The 23,253-nt window shown below is 68.6% G+C and carries 20 protein-coding genes; 7 read left to right on the top strand and 13 right to left on the bottom strand.

Annotated elements, in window-relative coordinates; all coding sequences use genetic code 11:
• Positions 1-24: 24 nt before the first annotated feature.
• The 4 genes from pheT to H289_RS0123645 are packed head-to-tail and all read right to left on the bottom strand — an operon-like array spanning position 25 to position 5,189.
• Complete coding sequence (pheT, locus tag H289_RS0123660; protein ID WP_020103320.1) at positions 25-2,511, bottom strand: phenylalanine--tRNA ligase subunit beta; 2,487 nt, start codon at positions 2,509-2,511, stop codon at positions 25-27.
• Positions 2,511-3,554 carry a phenylalanine--tRNA ligase subunit alpha gene (pheS, locus tag H289_RS0123655; RefSeq protein WP_029105651.1) on the bottom strand — a complete coding sequence of 348 codons (1,044 nt, stop codon included), beginning with the start codon at positions 3,552-3,554 and terminating at the stop codon, positions 2,511-2,513. The genes pheT and pheS overlap by 1 nt, the downstream gene beginning before the upstream one ends.
• Positions 3,530-4,276: a rhomboid-like protein gene (locus H289_RS0123650; RefSeq protein ID WP_020103318.1), complete on the bottom strand. Its 747-nt coding sequence runs from the start codon at positions 4,274-4,276 to the stop codon at positions 3,530-3,532. Before H289_RS0123650 ends, pheS begins: the two co-directional genes overlap by 25 nt.
• Before the next feature lie 10 nt (positions 4,277-4,286).
• On the bottom strand, positions 4,287-5,189 hold the full coding sequence (locus H289_RS0123645) for an adenylate/guanylate cyclase domain-containing protein (RefSeq protein WP_020103317.1): 903 nt from the start codon (positions 5,187-5,189) through the stop codon (positions 4,287-4,289).
• Between the two features lie 203 nt (positions 5,190-5,392).
• On the opposite strand from H289_RS0123645, the gene H289_RS0123640 reads away from it, so the two are divergent.
• Both H289_RS0123640 and H289_RS0123635 read left to right on the top strand, forming a co-directional pair.
• Positions 5,393-6,421, top strand: coding sequence for an oxygenase MpaB family protein (locus H289_RS0123640; RefSeq protein ID WP_020103316.1), 1,029 nt, complete (start codon positions 5,393-5,395; stop codon positions 6,419-6,421).
• A gap of 4 nt (positions 6,422-6,425) precedes the next feature.
• Positions 6,426-7,667: an acyl-CoA dehydrogenase family protein gene (locus H289_RS0123635; RefSeq protein WP_020103315.1), complete on the top strand. Its 1,242-nt coding sequence runs from the start codon at positions 6,426-6,428 to the stop codon at positions 7,665-7,667.
• Position 7,668: 1 nt separating this feature from the next.
• Here the strand turns inward: H289_RS0123635 and H289_RS0123630 are convergent, their stop codons facing one another.
• On the bottom strand, positions 7,669-8,286 hold the full coding sequence (locus H289_RS0123630; protein ID WP_020103314.1) for a TetR/AcrR family transcriptional regulator: 618 nt from the start codon (positions 8,284-8,286) through the stop codon (positions 7,669-7,671).
• Between the two features lie 148 nt (positions 8,287-8,434).
• Between H289_RS0123630 and H289_RS0123625 the strand changes: the two genes are divergently transcribed.
• On the top strand, positions 8,435-9,469 hold the full coding sequence (locus H289_RS0123625) for an aldo/keto reductase (RefSeq protein WP_020103313.1): 1,035 nt from the start codon (positions 8,435-8,437) through the stop codon (positions 9,467-9,469).
• On the top strand, positions 9,466-10,332 hold the full coding sequence (locus tag H289_RS0123620; protein ID WP_020103312.1) for an LLM class flavin-dependent oxidoreductase: 867 nt from the start codon (positions 9,466-9,468) through the stop codon (positions 10,330-10,332). Before H289_RS0123625 ends, H289_RS0123620 begins: the two co-directional genes overlap by 4 nt.
• Positions 10,333-10,336: 4 nt before the next feature.
• Here the strand turns inward: H289_RS0123620 and H289_RS0123615 are convergent, their stop codons facing one another.
• The 4 genes from H289_RS0123615 to infC form a co-directional block, all read right to left on the bottom strand.
• Complete coding sequence (locus tag H289_RS0123615) at positions 10,337-11,077, bottom strand: TrmH family RNA methyltransferase (RefSeq protein WP_020103311.1); 741 nt, start codon at positions 11,075-11,077, stop codon at positions 10,337-10,339.
• A gap of 41 nt (positions 11,078-11,118) precedes the next feature.
• The gene (gene rplT / locus H289_RS0123610) at positions 11,119-11,517 is read right to left on the bottom strand and encodes a 50S ribosomal protein L20 (protein WP_020103310.1); all 399 of its coding nucleotides are present in this window, start codon (positions 11,515-11,517) and stop codon (positions 11,119-11,121) included.
• A 42-nt stretch (positions 11,518-11,559) separates the two neighbouring features.
• Positions 11,560-11,754 carry a 50S ribosomal protein L35 gene (rpmI, locus tag H289_RS0123605; protein ID WP_020103309.1) on the bottom strand — a complete coding sequence of 65 codons (195 nt, stop codon included), beginning with the start codon at positions 11,752-11,754 and terminating at the stop codon, positions 11,560-11,562.
• Positions 11,755-11,824: 70 nt separating this feature from the next.
• Positions 11,825-12,424 (bottom strand): translation initiation factor IF-3, encoded by a 600-nt coding sequence (gene infC / locus H289_RS0123600; protein ID WP_081633522.1) that lies wholly within the window; start codon positions 12,422-12,424, stop codon positions 11,825-11,827.
• A 260-nt stretch (positions 12,425-12,684) separates the two neighbouring features.
• Between infC and H289_RS0123595 the strand changes: the two genes are divergently transcribed.
• From H289_RS0123595 to H289_RS0123585, 3 genes are all read left to right on the top strand, one after another.
• Positions 12,685-13,056: a DUF1844 domain-containing protein gene (locus H289_RS0123595; protein ID WP_020103307.1), complete on the top strand. Its 372-nt coding sequence runs from the start codon at positions 12,685-12,687 to the stop codon at positions 13,054-13,056.
• Between the two features lie 51 nt (positions 13,057-13,107).
• Complete coding sequence (lysX, locus tag H289_RS0123590) at positions 13,108-16,440, top strand: bifunctional lysylphosphatidylglycerol synthetase/lysine--tRNA ligase LysX (RefSeq protein WP_029105650.1); 3,333 nt, start codon at positions 13,108-13,110, stop codon at positions 16,438-16,440.
• 109 nt (positions 16,441-16,549) lie between these two features.
• A complete protein-coding gene (locus tag H289_RS0123585; RefSeq protein WP_020103305.1) occupies positions 16,550-17,926 on the top strand; it encodes an alpha/beta hydrolase in 1,377 nt (458 codons plus the stop codon).
• 1 nt (position 17,927) lies between these two features.
• Here the strand turns inward: H289_RS0123585 and H289_RS0123580 are convergent, their stop codons facing one another.
• The 4 genes from H289_RS0123580 to H289_RS0123565 are packed head-to-tail and all read right to left on the bottom strand — an operon-like array spanning position 17,928 to position 23,195.
• Positions 17,928-18,998 (bottom strand): hypothetical protein, encoded by a 1,071-nt coding sequence (locus tag H289_RS0123580; protein ID WP_020103304.1) that lies wholly within the window; start codon positions 18,996-18,998, stop codon positions 17,928-17,930.
• Entirely contained in the window at positions 18,995-20,287 is a 1,293-nt protein-coding gene (locus tag H289_RS0123575; protein WP_020103303.1) for a hypothetical protein, read from the bottom strand. Before H289_RS0123575 ends, H289_RS0123580 begins: the two co-directional genes overlap by 4 nt.
• Positions 20,287-21,489 (bottom strand): CHAT domain-containing protein, encoded by a 1,203-nt coding sequence (locus H289_RS0123570; protein WP_029105648.1) that lies wholly within the window; start codon positions 21,487-21,489, stop codon positions 20,287-20,289. The genes H289_RS0123575 and H289_RS0123570 overlap by 1 nt, the downstream gene beginning before the upstream one ends.
• On the bottom strand, positions 21,471-23,195 hold the full coding sequence (locus tag H289_RS0123565; RefSeq protein ID WP_020103301.1) for a hypothetical protein: 1,725 nt from the start codon (positions 23,193-23,195) through the stop codon (positions 21,471-21,473). The genes H289_RS0123570 and H289_RS0123565 overlap by 19 nt, the downstream gene beginning before the upstream one ends.
• Between the last annotated feature and the right edge of the window lie 58 nt (positions 23,196-23,253).

Genomic DNA, 23,253 nt, shown 5'->3' with positions numbered 1-23,253 from the left:
CACGCCCGCTCGCGGTAAGTCGAATTAGCGCCGGTGCTCGGCGCCGAGACGCTCGGTGGCCAGGGCGACCGCGGCGTCGCGGGCCGCGCTGGCCTCGTCCTCGGTCAGGGTCCGATCTGGCGCCCGGAACCGCAGGGCCAGGGTCAGGGACTTGCGACCCTCCCCGATCTGCGGGCCGGTGTAGACGTCGAACAGCCGCGCGTCTTCCAGCAGGCCGCCGGCGCCCTCGCGCACGACGTCGACCACGGCCTGCGCCGCCACGTCGTCGGCGACGATGAGGCTGACGTCCTGGAACACCGCGGGGTACGGCGACACCGACGGCACGATGGCGCGCTCGATGACCGGGATGGCGTCCAGGTTCAGCTCGACGGCGCAGGTGCCCTTCGGCAGGCCGGTGCGTTCGATGACGGCCGGGTGCAGCTGGCCGGCGTGGCCGACGACGGTGTCACCCACGAGCACTTCGGCACAGCGGCCCGGATGCCACGGCAGTTCCTGCGCCGCGCGCAGCGTCAACTCGACGCCGCAGGCCCGGGCGATGATCTGCACGGTCTCCAGGGCGTCGGTCGCCTCGACGGCACGACCCGGACCCCACGGGCCGGCCGGCTCACGCAGGCCGGTGAGCACCGCGGCGACATGCAACGGCTGGTACGGCAGGGCCTGGTCGATCTCGGCCAGCTCGGCGTCGGTCGGACGCCGGTCCACCGGGATGGCCCCCACGGCCTTGGTGTGCGGCGTGGCCTGCACGACCTGCTCGATGCCGAACAGTGCGACATCGGCGGCACCGCGAGACACGTTGCGCACCAACGCCTCCAGCAGGCCCGGCAGCAGCGTGGTGGCCAGTGCGGGCCGGTCGGCTTCGAGCGGGTTGAGCACCGAGATCGTGGCGCGGCGCGGGTCGTCGGCCGGCAGATCCCAGGCGTCCAGCACGCCGGCAGGCAGGAACGGCGTCGGCAGAATCTCGACGAAGCCATTGAGCGCCAACGACTTACCGATGGCGCGGCGACGCTGCTGTGCCGCCGTCAGGCCGCGGCCGGCGGGTGCCTGCGGGAGCACCGACGGGATGCCGTCGAGTCCTTCGAGCCGCAGCACTTCCTCGACCAGGTCGGCGGGCTGCTTCATGTCGGGTCGCCAGCTCGGCGGCACGACAGTGGCGGAAGCACCGGACACGGTGACGTGCGCGCCGATCTGCATGAGGCGACGGGCCGTGGTGCCCTCGGGGTAGCTGACGCCGGCGATGCGGTCGGGCAAATCGACGGCGATGGTGACGGGCGGCTGCGACCAGTCCGGTGCGGTGTGCTCGGCACGCCAATCCGTGACAGTGGGTTCGACGGTGCCACCGGCGATTTCGGCCAGCAACGCGGCACAGCGGTCCAGTGCGGCACGGGAGATCGCGGGATCGACAGACCGCTCGTAGCGGCGGCTGGCCTCGCTCACGAGGTGCAGGCGGCGCTGGGTGCGCGACACCGCGGCCGGATCCCAGACTGCCGCTTCGAGCAGCACGTCAGTGGTGGTGTCGCGGACCTCGGTGGTGCCGGCGCCCATGACGCCGCCGATGGCCGCGGTGGCCACGTCGTCGACGATCAGGACGTCGCCCGAATCCAGTTTGCGCTCAACATCATCGAGGGTGACGACGGTCTCCCCAGGGTTGGCGAAGCGCACGTCGAAGCCCCCGGTGATCAGCTTGCGGTCGTGGGCGTGCATCGGGTGGCCGAGCTCGAGCATCACGTAATTGGTGACGTCGACGGCCGGCGAGATGGCGCGGATACCGGACAGCAGCAGGCGCCGCTGCAGCCACCACGGCGACACCGCCGTCGGGTCGATGCCGACGACGGGGCGCAGCCCGAAACGCTGCACACCGGTGCCGGGCTGGACCGTCAACGGCCAGGCCTCGCCCTCGGCGGGCAGGGCCGGCACGTCGGCGGGGTCGACGAAATCCAGGTCGAAGGCGCAGGCGATCTCGCGCGCCATGCCGCGGATCGAGAGGCAGTAGCCGCGATCCGGGGTGATGGCGAGGTCGAACACCACGTCGTCCAGGCCCAGTACCTCGGCGCCCGAAGCGCCCGGCTCCGCGGTGCCCGGCGGCAGCACGATGATGCCGGAATGGTCGGAGCCGAAGTTCAATTCGGCGGCCGAGCAGATCATGCCGTCGGACACCCGGCCGTAGGTCTTGCGGGTCGCGATCTTGAACTCGCCGGGCAGCACCGTGCCGGGCAGGGCCGCCACGACGAGGTCGCCGACGGCGAAGTTGCGTGCGCCGCAGACGATGTCGCGCGGCTGCGCCTCACCCACGTCGACCTTGCAGGCCCGGATGGGCTTCTTGAACTCGGTCAGTTCCTCGATCTCGACGACGCGACCGACCGTCAGCGGACCGGTGACCGGCCCCGCGGCGATGACGTCCTCGACCTCGTGGCCGATCCGGATGAAGGCGGCTTCCAGCTCTTCCGGCGACACGTCCCAGCCCGGCGCCCCGGCCTGGACGGCTTCCCGCAGCCAGCTGTAGGGAACGCGCATCAGGCACCCACCCCGAACGGCAGGGAGAAGCGCACGTCGCCCTCCACCATGTCGCGCATATCGGGAATTCCGTTGCGGAACTGCAGGGTTCGCTCCAATCCCATACCGAAGGCAAATCCGGAGTACTCGTCAGGGTCAATACCGCAGGCCCGCAACACATTCGGGTTGACCATGCCGCAGCCGCCCCATTCCACCCAGCCGGGACCGCCCTTCTTGTCCGGGAACCAGACGTCGACCTCGGCCGACGGCTCGGTGAACGGGAAGAAGTGCGGACGGAACCGGGTGCGCCCCTCGGGGCCGAACTGGGCACGCGCCAGCGCATCAAGGGTGCCGCGCAGGTTGGCCATCGTCAGACCCTTGTCGACGGCCAGTCCCTCGACCTGGTGGAACACCGGGGTGTGGGTGGCGTCGAGTTCGTCGGTGCGGAAGGTGCGGCCGATCGACACGATGTAGACCGGCAGTTCGCGGTCCAGCAGGGCGCGGATCTGCACCGGCGACGTGTGGGTGCGCAGCACCTGCCGTGAGCCCTCGGGCGCGATGTGGAACGTATCCTGCTCGCTGCGCGCGGGGTGGTCCGGCGGGAAGTTCAGCGCGTCGAAGTTGAACTGCTCGGTCTCGACCTCGGGCCCTTCGGCCAGCTCCCAGCCCATCGCGACGAAGGTGTCGGCGACGTTCTCGGCCAGGATCGTGATCGGGTGCCGGGCGCCGATGGGCTGCCGGGTGGTCGGCAACGTCACGTCGATGCGCTCGGCGACCAGGGCGGCGGCGTCGCGTTCGGCGCGCAGCACCACGATGCGGTCGTCGTACGCCTGCTGCGCGGCGCTACGGGCGACGTTGACGCGCTTGCCGGCGTCGGCCCGGTCTTCCTTGGCCAAGGTGCCCAGTGCCTGACGGGCCAGCGCGATGGGCGCCTTGTCCCCGAGGTGCTCGGTCTTGGCGCGCGCCAGGGCGTCGAGGTCAGCGGCCTGTTCGAAGGCGAGACGGGCGGCGTCGACCGCCGCGGTCAATGCTGCTTCCGTTAGTTCTTCACCCTGCTCAGCCACCCGGAGATCATAGCGACGAGCGCCGCGCCCACCGCACTCGCAGGGACCCCGACCACTGCCAGCTCCGGTGTGTGGACCAGTACGGCGTAGCCGAAGCACGCGCCCACGCCGAACAGGGCGCCCTGCGCCGGCGTCCAGCGCACCGGCGCGGCCAGGCGCCGCGCGAGCACCAGACCCAGCGCCAGCGCGACCACGTGACCGGCTTCCGTGAAGTCGTCGCTCACCGCGAGAACGGCGACCGAACCGGCCAGCCACCACGCGAGCCACACCGCTCTGAGGCGGGCGGGCACGACCGCGGTCAGCGCTCCGACCACCGTCAACACCCCGTAGCTGACCCCGACATCGGCAACCCGGCTGATCGACCACGGCAGCCACCCCAACTCGACGGCGGCCACCAACCCGGCCGCGACGACGAGCGTCGTTCCGATATGGCCGACGAGGAACACCGCCAGCAGGCGGCGGCTGCGCCAGGCCAGTTCGGCGACAGCGAGCAGGCAGATGAGTCCGGGCAGCCACAGGAAGAACCGGCCGTCATCAGCGATGAGCGCACTGGCAAACAGCGTGTCGATTCGGCCAGCGCCGAGATTGTGCAAATTGGTACTGGCGTACCCGACCACCCGGTCATGCACCGCCGGGCCGAGCGCCGCCAGGGTCACGGTGACGACGACCAACAGCGCGGCGTAGACGACGGTGACCGGAACGCGGCACAGGCGCCGCCGCACCGGGCCGGCCCTAGGCCTCAGCGAGCTCCCCGTCGTCGGGTTCGGTGCCGGCGTCCTTGCGCTGCCTGATCCAGTACATCGCCAGGTCCTCGGGCACACCCGACGCCTTGGCGGCGAATAGCTGCTTGCGCACCTTCTTGGGCGTCACGCCCAGGGCGTCGAGGTATTGCTGGTCGATCCGGTCGAGCGTGGACTGCGAGATGATCAGGCCGCCCTTGGTGGCCCGCTCCATGACGCGCGCCGCGATGTTGACATCGACGCCGAGCAGATCCGACCCGATGCGCTGCGGCCGCCCGGTGTGGATGCCGGCGCGCATCTTGGGGTGATACCCGTCGATCTCGACGTCTTTGAGCGCATCGAGCGCGCGGATCACCGACCGCAGCGCGGTGACCGGATTACTGAACACCGCCATGGACCCGTCGCCCATGCGCTTGACGATGTGGCCGCCCGACTCCAGCAGTGGTGGCTCGAAGACCTGAGCCACCCGGCGCAACAGCCGCAGTGTGGTCTCGTCGCCAACGCTCAGCGACCACTTGGAGAAGCCGACGAGGTCGGTGAAGACGATGGTCACTTCCGGGTTCGCCGGGCGTCCGGACACCCTCTCGGTGAGGGCCTGCCACACCTGCAGCCCCGCGAGACTCACCTCGTGGGACGCCCCACCACGAGGGAGCAACCGATCGGCGGCACGGGCGGCCGCGCTGGGCCCACCGACGCCGGCGACCGACAGCGGGTCACCGAATTCCGGATCCCCCGGCAGTGCACGGCGCGCCCGTCGGATGAATCCGATGACAGCCGGACTGTGATTGGTGTTCTGCAACCACCCCAACGGTCCACTTGATCCTGGCCCGGCGTGTGCGCCCGGGCCGATCTCTCCGACACCGTCGGATCGTTCTTCGAACGATTCGACTTCCACGACGCCACCCTAGGTGGCGGTTCGCAGCACCGGCAACGACCATGGCCGCGCGCCGGAAAACTGGCTGGTCACCGACGTATGGCGACCCGATGGACGCTCTGTAACGGTCACCGCGACACCGGCACCAAATCGTGGACAACATACGTTGTCACGATTATCGTGGCGACACAGAACCCTCGGTATCAACGTTGAGCGAGGACACCATGACCCCACGAACGACGCCCGCCGCCGAACCGCTCGGCCCGGATTCGCTGACCTGGAAGTACTTCGGCGACTTGCGCACCGGCATCCTCGGCGTGTGGATCGGTGCGATCCAGAACATGTATCCCGAACTCGGGGCCGGCGTGGAGGATCATTCGATCCTGCTGAGGGAGCCGTTGCAGCGCGTCGCGCGCTCGGTGTACCCGATCATGGGCGTGGTCTACGACGGCGACCGCGCCGCCGACACCGGCGCCCAGATCCGTGGCTATCACCAGACCATCAAGGGCGTCGACCACGACGGCCGGCGCTATCACGCGCTCAATCCCGAAACGTTCTACTGGGCACACGCGACGTTCTTCATGCTGATCCTCAAGACCGCCGAGTACTTCTGCGGCGGGCTGACCGAGGCCGAGAAGCGCCAGTTATTCGACGAGCACGTGCAGTGGTACCGGATGTACGGCATGAGCATGCGGCCGGTCCCGGAAACCTGGGAGGACTTCCAAACCTATTGGGAGCACAAATGCTCCGAGGAGCTGGAGATCAACCGGGCCACGCTCGACATCTTCACCATCCGCATCCCCAAGCCGTGGTTCGTGCTGATGCCCACCCCGGTGTGGGACCAGATGTTCCGGCCGCTGGTCGGGGCGCAGCGCTGGGTCGCGGCCGGGGTGTTCGACCCCGCCGTGCGGGAGCGAGCCGGCATGCGCTGGACCCCCAGCGACGAGGTGGTGCTGCGGCTATTAGGCAAGGCCGTCGAGCTGGCCTTCCTCGCCGTCCCCGATGAAATCCGTTTGCACCCAAGGGCATTGGCGGCATACCGCCGGGCTGCCGGACGGGTGCCGGCCGATGCACCACTGGTCGAGGCGCCGGGATTCATGGCCCCGCCGAAAGACCGCTGGGGCCTGCCGATGCATTATGTGCCACGTCACAAGTCGTTGATGGAACGCGCCGGATCACTGGTGCACACCACGTTCTCATTGGCTGGTCTGCGTCCCGCGCGCAACCGCTCAGTGTCCGGAAAGGCTGCCTGAATACATGCTTGATTGGTCCGACGTCGATATTGCCGTGCGCGACGCCGTTCGCGAGTTCGTGGACAAGGAAATCCGCCCGCACCTCGACGAGCTCGAGGGCGGCGACATGGAGCCCTACCCCATCATCCGAAAGCTGTTCGCCACCTTCGGCATCGACGTCATGGCGCGGGAGGCACTGGAGCGGCGGCTGTCCCGGCTGCGGTCCGGCGAAGTCTCGGACGGCAAGCCACGGGCGTCCGGCGGGATGTTCGGCGGCGGACCGGACCAGGCCGGCATGGGCATGGTGCTGATCAGCGAATTGTGCCGGGTCAGTTCAGGTCTGGTGACGGGCGTGGGCGTCAGCCTCGGCCTCACGGTGCCCACCATCCAGAGCCGCGGCACCCTGGCCCAACAGGAGCGCTGGCTGCCCGGCCTGGTGACGTACGAGAAGGTCGGCGCGTGGGCCATCACCGAACCCGACTCGGGCTCGGACGCGTTCGGTGGCATGAAGTCGTACGTCGTGCGCGACGGCGACGACTACATCCTCAACGGCCAGAAGACCTTCATCACCAACGGCCCCGACGCCGACGTCGTCGTCGTGTACGCCAAGCTGGACGAGGGCGACGGCGCCGACAAGCGCGACCGCAAGGTGCTGACCTTCGTGCTCGACCGCGGCATGGAGGGCTTCGTCCAGTCGAAGCCGTTCCGCAAGATGGGCATTCACTCGTCGCGCACCGGCGAGCTGTTCTTCAACAACGTCCGGCTGGGCCGCGACCGGCTGCTCGGCGAGACCGAGGAGAACAAGGCCGGCGACGGGCGCGACAGCGCGCGCTCGAGCTTCTCGGCCGAACGCGTCGGCGTCGTGTCCATGTCGCTCGGCATCATCGAGGAATGCCTGCGGCTGTGTATCGACTACGCCAAGACGCGCACGTTGTGGGGCAAGGAGATCGGCCAGTTCCAGCTGATCCAGCTCAAGCTGGCCAGCATGGAGGTGGCGCGAATGAATGTGCGCAACATGCTGTTCCGCGTCATCGAGTCCGGCCAGGCCGGCCGCCAGATTCCGCTGGCCGAGGCGTCGGCCATGAAGTGGTACTGCTCGCAGGCCGCCACCGACGTCGCGATGGACGCCATCCAGTTGTTCGGTGGCAACGGCTACATGACCGAGTACCGCGTCGAGCAGCTCGCGCGTGACGCCAAGTCGTTGATGATCTACGCCGGCAGCAACGAGGTGCAGATCACCCACGTCGCCAAGGGGCTCTTGGCCTGATTCATGAATGCGCGGTGCCCGGGCGATACAGTCCGTCGACGAACACCGCCACCAGACGTTGGTTGTAGGTGAGCGCCTCACCTGGAACGGGCTGACACAGCAGTGCGACGGTGTGGATGAGGTCCCTGGCACAGAGGTCGTCACGGACCTCACCGGTCGCCGTTGCAGCGGACAACAATGCGTCAAGGGCCGGTTCGAGCTTCGAGGTGAGGTAGCTCGGTAAGGCATCGAAAGCCGGGTCGCCCGAGTGCAGCGCAGAAGCAAGCCCGCGCTTGGTGCCGACGAACTCGGTGAATCGGTACAACCACCTCTCGAGCGCCTGACCTGGTTCGTGGTGCCGAGCCAATACCGTTGCAGCCTCGGCACACTCGTCGACCTCGTGTTGCAGAACAGCCACGATCAGGTCAGATCGGCGCGGGAAATGCCGGTACAGGGTGCCGACTCCAACTCCCGCCAGGTCGGTGATCTCCTTGGCGGGCGCATCGACCCCCGCAGTCGCGAACACGGTTTTCGCCGCTTCGAGCAGCGCGCCGACGTTGCGCTGCGCATCGGTACGCTGCCGACGCTGCCGTGGTGACGATGCGGGCGAGTCGCCCGACTCCGACGGGCCTGCCGCCATTGAGTGCTCCGTCCCTTGCAAAATTTAACGGAAAAACTTTCCGGATAAGGTTGCGTTCCGGAAACGCGTTCCATATGTTAGCGGAATAGCTTTCCGAATAACTGGGGATCGGTGCCACCGCCGCCTCAGTCGCAACCACGGAGCCCACATGCGATACCGCACTCTCGGCCGAACCGGCATCAAGGTCAGTCCATACGGACTCGGACCACTGCTGCTGGGCGCAAAAATCGGCAACCCGGACCACAACGACTCGATCCGCCTGATCCACCGGGCGCTCGACGCGGGTATCAATCTGATCGACACCGCCGACGCATATTCGATACCACCGGCCGGGGCCTCCGAGATCGTTGTCGGCAAGGCGCTCAAGGGGCGGCGCGACAAAGTCGTACTCGCAACCAAATTCGGTCGGCCCATGAGCGGCGATCCCAATCAGCGCGGCACCTCACGGCGCTGGATCATGACCGCCGTCGATGACTCCTTGCGACGCCTCCAGACCGACTACATCGACCTTTACCAAATCCACCGACTCGACCCCGAGACCGACATGGCAGAGACCTTGTCCGCGCTCTCGGACCTGATCCGCAGCGGGAAGGTGCGCGCCATCGGCTCGTCCAATACCCCCGGCACCGACATCGTCGAGGCCCAATGGGTTGCGGACCGGCGTGGGCTAGAACGTTTCCACACTGAACAGCCGCCGTACTCGATGCTCAATCGCGGCATCGAGGCCGAGATACTGCCCGTCACACAGCGTTACGGCATGGGTGTGCTGGTGTGGGGTCCCCTGGGCCAGGGCATGCTCACCGGCCGCGTGCGCAGAGGCGCCCACGCCGACCTCGTCCGGGCGGGTGTGTTGAAAGTCTTCGCCGATGAACGCCGCGTCGACACCGTCGAGCAATTGATCACCCTGGCAGACGAGGCGGCCCTGTCCATTACCCACCTGGCGATGGCGTTCGCCATCGCACATCCAGGGGTGACAAGTGCGCTGCTCGGACCGCGGACCGCCGAACAACTCGATGATCTACTGGCCGGCGTCGACATCACACTCGGCGACGAAATCCTTGACCGCATCGACGATATCGTCCAGCCAGGTACCGATATCGGTACCCTCGATCAGGCCTACACCCCACCCGCCATCGAGAAGACCAACCTTCGTCGGCTGCCGGTCGGCGAGCGCGCCGCATGACGAATACACGGTTCGGCATCATGACGGCCCCGTCGCAAGTGAGCTACGACGACATCCTCCGGGTCTGGCAGGAAGCCGACGCCATAGGCGAGATCGAACACGCGTGGCTCTATGACCACCTGATGCCGATATTCGGCGATCCGTCCGGTCCGACATTCGAAGGCTGGACACTGTTGTCGGCGCTGGCTGCCCAGACCCGTCGGCTGCGCCTAGGACTCTTGGTAACCAGCAACAGATTTCGGCCGCCGGCGATGCTGGCCAAGATAGCCGCCACCGTCGACATCGTCTCGGCCGGGCGCCTGGATTTCGGTATCGGCGCGGGCTCGCGGCCCGGATTGCCAATGGCCAGGCGCGAATACGAAGCACACGGTCTGCCCTATGACGACTTTGCCGATTCAGTGAACGGTCTCAACGAGGCCCTCACCGTCATCCGCCGGCTGTGGACCGAGTTCGAGCCGTTCGACTTCTCCGGCACCGACGTCCGGCTCACCGGTGCCGTCGGCAACCCCAAGCCAATCCAGCAACCGCACCCACCGATACTGATCGGCGGCCGCTCGGCCAGGTTGTTGCGCGTCGCCGCAGAACACGCCCAATTGTGGAACGTGCCCGGAGCCGACCTCGATGACGCGATCGCCCGCAACGACCTGCTGAATCGTTATTGCACCGAAATCGGCCGTGAGCCAAGCACTCTGGTCCGGTCGATTTATTTACCGGTGTCCTATGAACACCCCGGGGCCACCCGGGACGCTGTCGGCCGCGCCATCGACGCCGGCTTCGAGCACCTCGTCCTCGGACTGTCTTCGCCCTACCCCAGCGGAGTCGCCGAATGGGTTGCAGAACAATTCATCTCGCCACTGCGATAGCACGTCAGGACTGGGCGCGGGAGCTCTCGTACAGGCAGATCGACGCGGCGGCTGCCACGTTGAGGCTCTCGGCGCTCCCCCGCATCGGGATGTGCACGCGCTGCGAGGCCAGCGCCATGACGTCTGCGGGCAGGCCGTGTGCCTCGGGCCCGAACAGCCACGCGGTACGCGCCGACAGATCGGCGGCGCGGATGTCGACGGAGGCGTCCAGCGCGGTCGCGAGCACCTCGATGCCGCTGTCCCGGATCGCCGAAACCACCGCGGCCGCATCGGGATCCACCACCACCGGCAGTGAGAAGATGCTGCCCGCCGAGGACCGCAGGCACTTGCCGTTGTAGGGGTCGACGCTGTGGCCGGCGAACACCACGGCGTCGGCGCCCATGGCGTCGGCGATGCGGATCAGGGTGCCGGCGTTTCCGGGTTCCGACATGCCGACCGGCACCGCCAACAAGCGTGGCTCGGACGCCAGTACGCCCTCCAGCGACACCGAGGGCAGCGTGCACACCGCGATGAGCCCGACGGGAGTCACGGTCTCCGACAACGCCTTTGCGGCCTTCTCGGTGATCACCGAGACCGGGGCGCCGTCCAGCAGCGCGGCGAAACGTGCCAGCGCGGCTTCCGTCGCGAAGACCTCAGAAACAAGACCGCGCCGGAGCGCCGCCTCGACGAGGTTGGGTCCCTCGGCGAGGAAGCGCCCGGCGCGTTTGCGCCCGACGTGGCGCTGCAGCTTGGCCGCAGCGACCACCCGGGCAGATCGCTCGGTGAGCGCTGAGTCTGTAGTCAGACTCAGGCAGCTTCGTCAGAGGACGTCGACGGCGCATTCACATCACTGGGCAGAGCGGCCTTGGCCACCTCGACCAGCGCGGTGAACGCGGCGGGATCGCTGATCGCGATCTCCGACAGGTTCTTGCGGTCGACCTCGACGCCGGCCAGCTTCAGGCCCTGGATGAGGCGGTTGTAGGTGACGCCGTTCTCGCGGGCCGCAGCGTTGATACGCGTGATCCACAGCTTCCGGAAGTCACCCTTGCGGGCGCGACGGTCGCGGTAGGCGTAGGTCAACGAATGGAGCTGCTGCTCCTTGGCCTTGCGGTAGAGCCGCGAGCGCTGCCCGCGGTAACCCTTCGAGGCCTTCAGTACTGTGCGCCGCTTCTTCTGAGCGTTCAGTGCGCGCTTCACGCGTGCCATGAGATTTCCTATCCTTCGGTGTTCAGAGGGGAGCAGGCGGTACTAGCCGGCCAGCATCTTGGCGACACGCGCGGTGTCGTTGGCAGCAACCACGGCGCGACCGTCGAGACGGCGGGTGCGCTTGGTGGCCTTGTGCTCCATCAGGTGGCGGCGGTTGGCCTTCTGGCGCACGATCTTGCCGGTTCCGGTCTTGCGGAACCGCTTCGATGCGCCACTGTGGGTCTTGGCCTTGGGCATGTGTCCTCAGTTTCTTTCCATGCGGTTGCTCGCGGCGGCTGGAGGCCGCTGCGGGCAATCGCGACTGCTGTTACGCGGTTGCGTCAGATTCAGGTGCCGCGGGGGCCGGCCGTCCGGCCGGTGCGTCGGCGTCGTGCGCCGCCTTGGCGCGAGTCTTCGCGCCGCGGTGCGGAGCCAGCACCATCGTCATGTTGCGGCCGTCCTGCTTGGCGGACGTCTCGATGAAGCCGTATTCGGCGACGTCGGCGCCCAGCCGCTGCAGGAGTCGGTAGCCCAGTTCGGGCCGCGACTGCTCACGTCCGCGGAACATGATGGTCACCTTGACCTTCGACCCTGCTTCGAGGAAGCGGACGACGTGACCCTTCTTGGTCTCGTAGTCGTGGTCGTCGATCTTGGGACGCAGCTTCTGTTCCTTGACGACGGTCTGCTGCTGGTTCTTGCGAGACTCACGTGCCTTCTGAGCCGTCTCGTACTTGTACTTGCCGTAGTCCATGATCTTGCAGACCGGCGGCTTGGCGCCTGGCGCAACTTCGACAAGGTCGAGATCGGCGTCCGCGGCGACGCGGAGGGCATCTTCGATGCGCACGATGCCTACCTGCTCGCCGTTCGGTCCGATCAACCGAACTTCAGGTACTCGAATGCGCTCGTTGACGCGTGTCTCAGTGCTGATGGGGCCTCCCGGGTTGTTCCATTACTTGTTCAGTAGAGGTCACACCCGGCTCAGCCATCTGTTCGCATGAACAGAAAAGCCCTGCATATAGCAGGGCCCAATGCCGACCGATCACGGCTCACGCCGCCTGCGCACAACGCAGAACAGGCACAATGTGCCTGTGACCGGACCGCCAAGCCGTGAGGCCGACGGTGGGAGGTGGGACTCCACTTGCTGTCCTGACGTAAGCCAGGACGGTCGCGCATGACACTCTAGCAGTCATGACCGACCCGAACCTAACCAGTGACGCCACGACAACAGCTGAGGAAGCCCAGGTACGCGAACTGGCCGAGATTCCCGCCGTCGAGGTGATCACCCGCGCCGCCGTCATGCTCATGAGCGCGGCCGCCGAGAAGCTCGGGCTGGCCGACGCCGATCCCGACGAGAGCCCGCACCGCGACCTCGACGAGGCCCGGCGCCTCATCACCGCGCTGGCCGGCCTGGTTCAGGCCTCGGCCGAGTATCTGGGATTGCACGCCGGCCCGGTCCGGGACGGCCTCAAGAGCCTGCAGCTGGCGTTCCGCGAGGCGAGCGTCGCACCGGACGAGCCCGGGCACGGTCCGGGCGAGAAGTACACCGGCCCCGTCTGGTAGCTCAGGGGCCCTGCAGACACTTCCCGGTTTCACCGCATATTGTCCGAACTTATGACGTTGACGCCGAGCAGACAGCAGCAGCGCCCGACGACATTGGGGTGGGTTCCGGCCGCGGCCGGCTGGACCGTCGGTGTCGTCGCGACGCTGTCGCTGTTCGCCAGCCTGTCGCCACTGATCCGGTGGATGATCCACATCCCCCGCGAGTTCGTCAACGACTACCTGTTCAACTTCCCGGACACCAGCTTCGCCTGGTCGTTCGTGCTGATCCTGCTTGCCGCGGCACTCGCGGCACGCAAGCGGATCGCCTGGTGGGTCCTGCTGATCTACATGGTCGGGCACATCGGCTGGAACGTCTACGGACTGCTGTCCGACAACTTCCCGGACGGCGACCTGACCTTCGTGGAGGACTTCGGCGAGGCAGTGGGCCTGGTGTTCCACATCGGCGTCATCGTCGTGCTGCTGCTGTCGCGGAACCAGTTCTGGGCCAAGGTCCGCCGCGGGGCGCTGCTCAAGGCGGCCCTGACCCTGGTCGCCGGCATGGCTGTCGGCATCCTGGCGGCCTGGGGCCTGCTGGAGATGTTCCCCGGCCGGCCGCCGCTGGACCCCGACTACCGGCTGGCCTATGCGGTGAACCGAGTCAGCGGTTTCGCCGCGGTCGGCAAGGAAGCGTTCGAGGGTGGCCATCCGCATGCGTTCCTCAACGCGCTGTTCGGCCTGTTCGGCGCACTGGCGCTGATCGTGGCAGCGATCGTGCTGTTCCAGTCCCAGCGCGCCGAGAACGCCCTCACCGGCGAAGACGAGTCCGCGATCCGTGGCCTGCTCGAGCTGTGGGGCAAGAACGACTCGCTGGGTTACTTCGCCACCCGCCGCGACAAGGCCGTGGTCTTCGCACCCAATGGCCGTGCAGCCATCACCTACCGGGTCGAGGTGGGCGTCTGCCTGGCCAGCGGTGATCCCGTCGGCGACCCGCGGGCCTGGCCGGCGGCCATCGACGCGTGGCTGGCGCTGTGCCAGACCTACGGCTGGGCACCGGGCGTCATGGGCGCCAGCTCGACGGGAGCGGAGGCTTATCGTCAGGGTGGTTTGAACGCCCTGCAGCTCGGCGACGAGGCCATCCTGCATCCGCAGAACTTCCGGCTGTCGGGTCCTGACATGCGGGCCGTCCGTCAGGCCGTCACCCGGGCCCGCCGAGCCGGCCTGACGGTACGGATGCGTCGGCACCGCGACATCAGCGCCGACGAGATGGCTCAGGTCATCGCACACGCCGACGCCTGGCGCGACACCGAAACCGAGCGCGGCTTCTCGATGGCACTGGGACGGCTCGGTGACGCCGCCGACGGGGACTGCCTGCTGGTGGAGGCCGTGCAGGGCGACGGTCAGGTGGTGGCGATGCTGTCACTGGTGCCGTGGGGCAACAACGGGGTGTCGCTGGACCTGATGCGCCGCTCCCCCGCGTCCCCCAACGGCACCATCGAGCTGATGGTGAGCGAGCTGTGCCAGCGCTCGGAAGAGATTGGCGTTACCCGGATTTCGCTGAACTTCGCGATGTTCCGCTCGGCTTTCGAGCAGGGTTCGCAGCTGGGCGCCGGCCCGATCCTGCGCCTGTGGCGCGCGCTGCTGATCTTCTTCTCGCGGTGGTGGCAGCTCGAGACGCTGTACCGCTCCAACATGAAATACCTGCCCGAGTGGGTGCCGCGCTACGCCTGCTACGAAGACGCGCGGCTGATCCCGCGCGTCGGCGTCGCCTCGGTGATCGCCGAGGGCTTCCTGGTGCTGCCGTTCTCCCGGCGCGACGAACAACCCCACACCGGCCACCACACCGCGGCCCCCAAGAACCTGATCGATTCGGGACGGCTGCACCCCGACGGCAGTGCACCCGATGTGGCCGATCTCGCGGCCGGGGCAGCCGAGGCCGCCGAGGCCCGGCGCCTGCCCGACCAGGTCCGGGTTCGGATGGCCAAGCTGCAGGCATTGCAGGCGGAAGGCATCGACGCCTACCCGGTGGGACGGGCGCCCAGCCACACGGTCACCGAGGCAGTCGAGTCGGCCGCCGACACCGCGGTCTGCGTCGCCGGACGCGTGCTACGGCTGCGCGACTACGGCGGCGTGCTGTTCGCCCAGCTGCGCGACTGGTCCGGCGAAGTCCAACTGCTGCTGGACAATTCGCTCCTGACCGGCAGCACCGTCACCGAATTCACCGGCGCCATCGACCTCGGCGACCTGATCGAGGTCTCCGGCGTCATGGGCACCAGCCGTAACGGCACGGTGTCGGTGCTGGTGCACGACTGGCGCCTGATCGGCAAGTGCCTGCGGCCGCTGCCCGACAAGTGGAAGGGCCTGACCGACCCCGAGGCCCGTGTCCGCACCCGCTACTTGGACCTCGCCATCAACACCGAGTCGCGGGAGCTGATCACCGCCCGCAGCCGGGTGCTGCACGCCATCCGGGAAACCTTGGTGGGCAAGGGTTTCCTGGAGGTCGAGACGCCGATCCTGCAGCAGATCCACGGCGGCGCGAACGCCCGGCCGTTCGAGACCCACATCAACGCCTACGACCTGGACCTGTACCTGCGCATCGCCCCCGAGCTGTACCTGAAGCGGCTGTGCGTGGGCGGTGTCGAGCGCGTCTTCGAGTTGGGCCGCGCGTTCCGCAACGAAGGCGTGGACTTCAGCCACAACCCTGAGTTCACCCTGCTGGAGGCGTACCAGGCGCACGCCGACTACAACGCCTGGATCGACGGCTGCCGCGAGATCATCCAGAACGCCGCGGCGGCGGCCAACGGCGCGCAGGTGGTCATGCGCCCAGGGCCCGACGGAAACCTTACGCCCGTTGACATCTCGGGTGTCTGGCCCGTCAAGACCGTGCACGACGCGGTGTCCGAGACACTGGGCGAGCACGTCACCCCGGAGACCGACGTGGCGACGCTGCGCAAGCTGTGCGACGGCGCGACGATCCCGTACCGGACCCACTGGGACGCCGGCGCGATCGTGCTGGAGCTGTACGAACACCTCGTCGAAGACCGCACCGAGGCACCGACGTTCTACAAGGACTTCCCCACCTCCGTGTCGCCACTGACCCGCCCGCACCGCAGCATCCCGGGCGTTGCCGAACGCTGGGACCTGGTGGCCTGGGGTGTCGAACTCGGGACCGCCTACAGCGAGCTCACCGATCCGGTGGAACAGCGCCGGCGGCTCGAAGAGCAGTCGCTGCTGGCGTCCGGCGGCGATCCCGAGGCCATGGAGCTGGACGAAGACTTCCTGCAAGCCATGGAATACGCGATGCCGCCGACCGGCGGTCTGGGCATGGGCGTCGACCGCGTGGTCATGCTGATCACCGGTCGCAGCATCCGCGAGACGCTGCCGTTCCCCCTCGCGAAGCCTCGGTGAACAACGGCCGAATCTTCGGTTCGGATGTTTGCTGGAACCGCCAGGTGAGGGCCATCGGCACCTAGCGCGCACACAGGAGCCTCCCAGGTTTGGGCGGCACCCTGGCGTCGTGACAATCGGGGCGACGAACGCCGAGCTCTATGGCGAGCAACATGTTTCGTTGACGCACGGCTGGCTACCGTTCACCGTCCAGGCCCTCGCGGTGGCGGTGCTGATCGTCGCGGTGGGCTGGCGCAACAGCCGGTGGCGCGCCGTGTGGCTGCCCGTCGCCGCCATATCCGGCTTGCTGGTGACGGCCGCCGCACGCTGGGTCGTGGCATCGCAGGGCTGGTCCGATGATCCCGCGCCGACCCGGCTGTGGATCTGGACCGCGGTGACCGGCGCCGCGGTGGTTCTGCTGATCGTCGGCTGGCACGCCACCCGCTGGTGGCGCCGCGGGCTCGCGGTGCTGTCGGTGCCGCTGTGCGTGCTGTCCACGGGGCTGACGCTCAACGCCTGGGTCGGGTACTTCCCGAATCTCGACACCGCGTGGGAACAGGCCAACTCGGCGCCGTTGCCCAACCAGACGCGACCCGAGACCGTGGTCGCGATGCAGAAGGCGCGGCGGATACCGAGCAAGGGCAGTGTTGTCGAGGTCCAAACAGGTTCGGCGGCATCGGGATTCAAACACCGCGACGAATACGTGTACCTGCCGCCGGCGTGGTTCGCCAGCAATCCGCCGCCGCAGCTGCCGATGGTGATGATGATCGGCGGTGAGTTCAACACCCCCGCTGACTGGCTGCGGGCCGGTAACGCGATCACGACGGTCGACGACTTCGCCGCCGCGCATCATGGCAACGCCCCGGTGCTGGTGTTCGTCGACCCCGGTGGTTCGTTCAACAACGACACCGAGTGCGTCAACGGGCCCCGCGGCAACTCCGCCGACCACCTGATCAAGGACGTGCTGCCGTTCATGACCGCCAATTACGGCGTGAGTACCGACCGGCGGCACCGCGGCATCGTCGGCTGGTCCATGGGTGGCACCTGCGCGGTGGATCTGACGGTGATGCATCCCGATCTGTTCAGCGCCTTCCAGGACATCGCCGGGGACATCGCGCCGAATGCCGGTGACCGGCCACAGACCGTTCAGCGACTGTTCGGTGGCAGCACCGCCAAATACGCCGACTGGGACCCGATGACGGTGATGTCCCGTCGCACTTACGACGACATCGCGGCCTGGTACGACATCAACGGACCCGAGCTCTCCCGCAGCCCGCTGCCCGCGCAAACAATTGCGGCACATACGCTCTGCGGCGTCGGCAGCACCCGTGGCATCCGGTGCGCCGTCGTGGAACGGCCGGGCAAGCACGACTGGCCGTTCGCCGCGCAGGCATTCAGCGCGGCGTTGCCGTGGCTGGCCGGCCAACTCGGGACACCGGGTGTGCCGCGGCTGCCGTTGCCTGCTGCGACGGCACCGGCCATGCCGGTCGAAGCCGCGCGCCGGTGACCTAGTAGTCGGCTTCGGCGGCCAGGACCTCGGCGAGGAACGCATCGGGGCCGGGCGCCGCGAGCCGGGCCCGCACGTAGCGCCGGACCCGGTCCCGGACCGCTTCCGTCTCGCCGGTCCCGGCGCCCACCGTCACGGTGGTGTCGGTCCAATCGTGGCCCCACGCTTGGTTTTCCGTGGCCGGCAGCGGCAGGGTGGCGTTTCCGTCGACGTCGAGCGTGCCGCCGCCGGTGATCGAACCCGAGTCCAGCCGCACCGGGATACCGTCCGCCGGACCGATGGTGGCCACCCGGATGTCGGCGACGACCGCTCCGTCACGGGCCCGCACGGACCAGTCGATGGTGTGCTCGGCCGCGTCGAACGTCCGCGGTGGCACGGCGGTCCACGAGACCGATGCGACGCCGTTCGCGATGGCACCGTCGCCGCCGGCACCGGGTTGCCCGGCGGCGAGCGCGTAGTCATCCTGCCGCGGCGGCCCCTGCGCCGCAAGGACTTCCGACCAGTCCCCCAGCCCGGCTTGTTCCGCGATGTCGACGCAACTGCGGATCAGGTCGACAATCCTGGGGTCCCCGGAGGCCGTTGTGCTCGCAAACGCCTGACGATGCGGTGCCAGCAGCCCGGCGATGTCCGAATCCAGGGTGTCCTCGGTGAAGTAGTCCTGCAGCGTCGCCGTCGACAGTGCGACCTCGGCGTCCAGCACGACGGCGTCCAGCGGGTTGATGCCGTCGCGGGCGCTGGCGGGCCACCACCGCCGTAGCCAGTGTCCGACGGCCAGACGGCGAAGCGCAGCAAGGGGTTCGGGCCGCGGCAGGACGTCGGCGAGGTCGAGATCGGCGCCGGTTTCCGCGGCGGCTTCGGCGGCGGCGACCACCGCGACGTGGCCGGGCTCGCCGACCAGCCGCCACAACCAGTCGGCCGCAGGCAGATCCGTGAACGTGATCCGGACCGCCTGCGCCGGGTCCTGGATCGTCCACGCCAGGACCGCGCCGCTCACCTCGAGCACCGCCACCTCCGGCGGTGCCGCGACCTCGGATCCCAAGGCCCACAACCCGGAATCGACAGTGAGTTTCATCCTGCCGCCTCCAATTCCAGCATCGCCTTGATGCGCTGGCGATGATCAAGGCTCACCGATCGGGCGACCCCGTCCAGCAGGCCGCGCACCTCGCCGGCGTCGTCGCAGGATTCCTGCCAGACGTCGCGTCCGTGCAGCCGTGCCCACAGCCGCGAGACATAGGGACGGACGAACGTCGCGAGGTCGTCGACGACCTGCTGCTGCCGCGGGTGGACCGGGCCACCGTCGGTCAGATACCGGCGGGCGTGCAGCACGTACGCCTCTTTGCGGAGCCGCGCCTGAATCTGGCCCGAAAGGTGGTAGCGCGTGCGGTGATTCACCTCGAGCGGCGCCAGGTCCACCCCCACCTCGATACCGGCGACCAGCGTGGCCTGGTTGTCCTCGGCGAGGAGACCCCACGGGGCGGCCGCGCGGTCGGCCTCTTCGGCGCACAGGGTCGGCAGGTCGGGCAGTTCGTCGCGGTCGAGGGCACGGCGCAGCGTCGCCCGGACCCGGTCGATGATGCTGCGGTCGAGGGGACGTTCGGCCGCACGGGAGCCGGCGACCGCCGGCTTCGATTGCGGTGCGGCAGCGCACAACCCGATCTGGTCGACCGACCACGGCGCGGTGGCCCCGGCGTCCCGCATGCGGGCGCCGAAGTTGTACGGGGTGGTGTCCCCGATCAGTGCGGTCCAGACCCGTTGCCGCGTGGCGTCGGCGTTGTGACCGCCGTCCGGGCCGAGGACCGTCGTCAGCCCGGCGAGAAACGGCTCGCACGGCGCGTCGCCCACCCTGACGTCGTCCCAACCGGCGTCGAGCTGACGCGACAACGTCTCCAGCACAGCGGGATCGGCGAGGTACTCGTGCAGCCGCTCCACCGCGGTGCGGTCCCGGTCGCCGTGCACGTCACGCAACGCCTCCGAGACGACGCGCGAATCATCGTGTCCCGGTTCGCCTCTGGTCGCGGCCAGCTCGAAACACACCGGAAAGTAGAGCTCCTGGGCGTTGCCGGTGGTGATCCGGTCGCGCCGGCGCTGCGCCTTCAAGAGCGCGAACCACTGTGCCGCGGCACGCAACTGAACCGCGTGGTCGACGATCACCTGGCGCATCTCGTCCGCGATGTCGGCGGCGACGACGGGCGCCGAGTATTCGGGGTGTGCCCGCAGCCGGAGCACCAGCGGGTCGATGATGCGCTTGACCGCGCGGCTCAGCGGGCCGCCGTCGGGGCTGCTGAGCAGTTCGAGACCGGGCCCGATCTCGCGCCACGCCGCGTCGATGACGGCGCGACGTGGCTGTGGCCCAGTAGTCATCAGCGCGCTCCATCGACGGTGAAGGTCATCATGGCAGCCCAGTACACGGGGCTCAATTCGGCGTTGCCGGTTCGCCAGCGGCGCAGGCACTGTCGCTGCCAGTGATTCACGGCACGAGCCGGTGTCGTCGCCTCGTGTGCGGTGTCGACGGCGATGATCGCCTCCGACATCGGGTCGGCAGTGCCGGCGGTGGCCGCTCGGTAGCCGGCGGTTGTCGGGAGCGACCAGAGGGTGGCGGTAACCACCTGTGCGCCACCGAGAATCATCGCCGCAACCAGGCCGGTGGCCTCGTCGAACCGGTAGTCGGCGCCGGATGCGCAGGCCAGCAACGCGACCCGGGGCGGAACCGCCAAGTCCATCACCATGATGTCGGCGGCGGTCAGCGGCTCGGGCTCCGCCAGGTGCAAAGCCGCCTGGTCGGCCGAGCCGTCCCGGTCCGGGGCGGCACTGGCGTGCCCGACATACACCAACCGTGACGGCTGCTGCGTCAACTGGTCCGCCAGCCAGTGCCGGTCGACGTCGGCTCTACGGAAGAGCTCCACCGGGGCGCTGACCGCCGGGAGCGCGGGGCGCTCGCCGAAGTACCGGGCCAGCACGGTGTCCGGCGCGGGTCGGCCCAGCACCGAACCGAGCGCTGAGTCCGGCCGCTGCCCGGGCACTTTCGGGTCCAGCAGCAGCAGCGGCGGCCCGTCGACCGGTGGCGATTGTCGGCGCGGCGCGTTCGCGACGTTCGGTGGCACCGCCAGCACGAGGTCGGCGAGCTCGATCAAGCGCTGGTCATCGGTGCCGCTGGGCTGCGCGAGCAGGCCCCACGGCACCCGGCTCAGGCGGGCGCTCGGCGATACGAACAGCACCGGCAGCTCCGGGTCATCGGTGCACTGCCGCAGCAGGTCCCACGCTTCGTCAGGGAGCAGGGCGCCGAGGAGCCGCGCGAGCTCCCGTTCGCGTGCCACAGCGGCGAACGGACCGGTGGCCAATGACCGGGTCAATGCCTCGGGAAGTTGTTCGCCGTCAAGCGGATCCGGCAATGCCTCCGCCAGTGCCGAGGTGACCGCGAGAACAACGTCCTCGGCGACGACCCAGGTGACCAGCCGCTCGGGTGCGCCGACAACCCGGAGGCTGACGTACGTCGCGATCCCGATGTCGGCGAACCGGAGCACCAACGTCGTTGTGGTGTCCTGAGTTACGGGCATGTCGACCATGCCTCCTGGTCCGCGGTCACCGCGCGGCCGTAACGCCTCTGGGCCAGTTCGCGGTAGCGCGCCAGCACCGGCTCGCCGCCGGGCTCCATCTGCAGCGGCGGCAGCGGCCCGAGCCGGATGAGGCCGGCCGCGCCGACCGCGACCGGGCCGGACGCGACCGACGCGAGTTCGTCGACGTCGAGAACCGGCGCGGCCGTCGTGGTGGCCCGGGCCCACTCCAGCGGGCCGCCCGCCGCGGCATCGACGCTGAACGCCCCTCGGGCGCTGTGATATTCGATCAGTTCGCCGACCAGCGCCGGGTTCTGCGATTCCCATGCCACCGCGAAGGCACCGGCAAGCAAGGGTGCCGCCACCCCGGTGGCCCATCGCGAGCGCGCGTCGGCGTCGGTGATCGAGTACCGCACCGAGTCGACGGCCAGCGCCGCGGGCAACTTCAGGTCGGCAGCAGCGGCCAATTTGTCCATGCCGGAAAGGTATTGGTCGGTGCCGGGTTCGGCGGACCACGTCCCGAGCCCGCCGCGATAGCGGGCTTCGGCCTGCGCCCACGTGTCGGCTGGATTGCCCGCGGCATCGAAGCCGAGCTCCGCCAGTCCCTCTGCACGCCAGACGGTGCCGAGTTGGTCATCCAACCGTGCGTACTGCAGCCAGCTGCTGCGCGGTGAGGAATCCAGGCACGCCCTGGCCTGATCGATCAATGCCCGGGCCCCGTCGTATCGGCCCCGGAAGATGGCGATCCAGCTGCGCTGCAACAAGATGCGGTGTACGTGCAGGGGCTTGCCCAGCTCACGCCAGTGCCGCTCGGCGTGCCCCCAGCATTCGTCGGCGGCCTGCAGGGCACCCGCGGCCAGCCGGGTGAGCCCGAAGTACAGCCAGCAGCGGGACACTTCGTGGGCCCGCGCCTGCCGCGCGATCTCCGGATACGCCGCCGTGACGAGTGCCTCGGTACCCGGCTGGTCGCCGGCCAGCCAACTCACCGCGGCCCGCTCCAATTGCGCTCGGGCGGTGGCCAATTCCCAGCCGCGAGCCTGTGCCCGGGCCTCCGCGCGCCGCAGCCACGGCACTGCCGCGTCCACCTTGCCGGTTTCGACGCAGAACCGCGCGTAGCCGAGCGCGCCGGTGACCCAGAGATATTCACGTTCCGGGGTGTCGGCCGGCGTCGCGATCATGGCCAGCACCTCCTCCCAGAGCGGCACCGAGCGGACGTGCAGATCGTCGTCGCAGAGCGCGAGCGCGCACAGGATGCGGGCGTGGGTCAACAGGTAGGTGTGTTCGTCCTGCAGATCGGCGTACGAGGGCTTGGCATCGAGTGCGGTCAGGGACTGCGCCGCCCCTTCGTGGTCGCCGATGGCTGCGGACAGGCCGGTCCGCAGAAAGGTGGCCCGGCGGCGGTAGCGGCTGAGCATGTGATCCGCGTCCTCCGGGGTCATGGTCATCTGCGCGACGATCTCGGCCGGCGCGCGGCCGGCCAGGATCGATGCGTAGATGTCGAGGCAGTCGTCGATGCGCCGAATGCACTCGCGCACCCCATCCAGGGCGCTGCGGATCAGATAGATCTCGCCGAGCTGGGCGAAGACCTCGAGCATCAGGTCATCACGGTCGGCGGCTTCGATGGCGGGCATCAGCGACAGCAGCAGTTCCTTGGCTGTCACCTCGTCGGCGGCGAACATCATCGCGCGGGCGCGGGCGAGTTCGCCGGTGGTCGACACGGCCGCATCATAAGTCGAGCGGCGGATGCATTGTCTGCACCCGCCGCTCGGGCAGCCC

It is taken from the genome of Mycobacterium sp. 360MFTsu5.1, from assembly GCF_000383495.1.
Classification (GTDB): Bacteria; Actinomycetota; Actinomycetes; order Mycobacteriales; family Mycobacteriaceae; genus Mycobacterium; species Mycobacterium mucogenicum_B.
The sequence above is the reverse complement of the archived record's forward strand: the minus strand, read 5'-3'. Positions and strand labels throughout refer to the sequence as shown.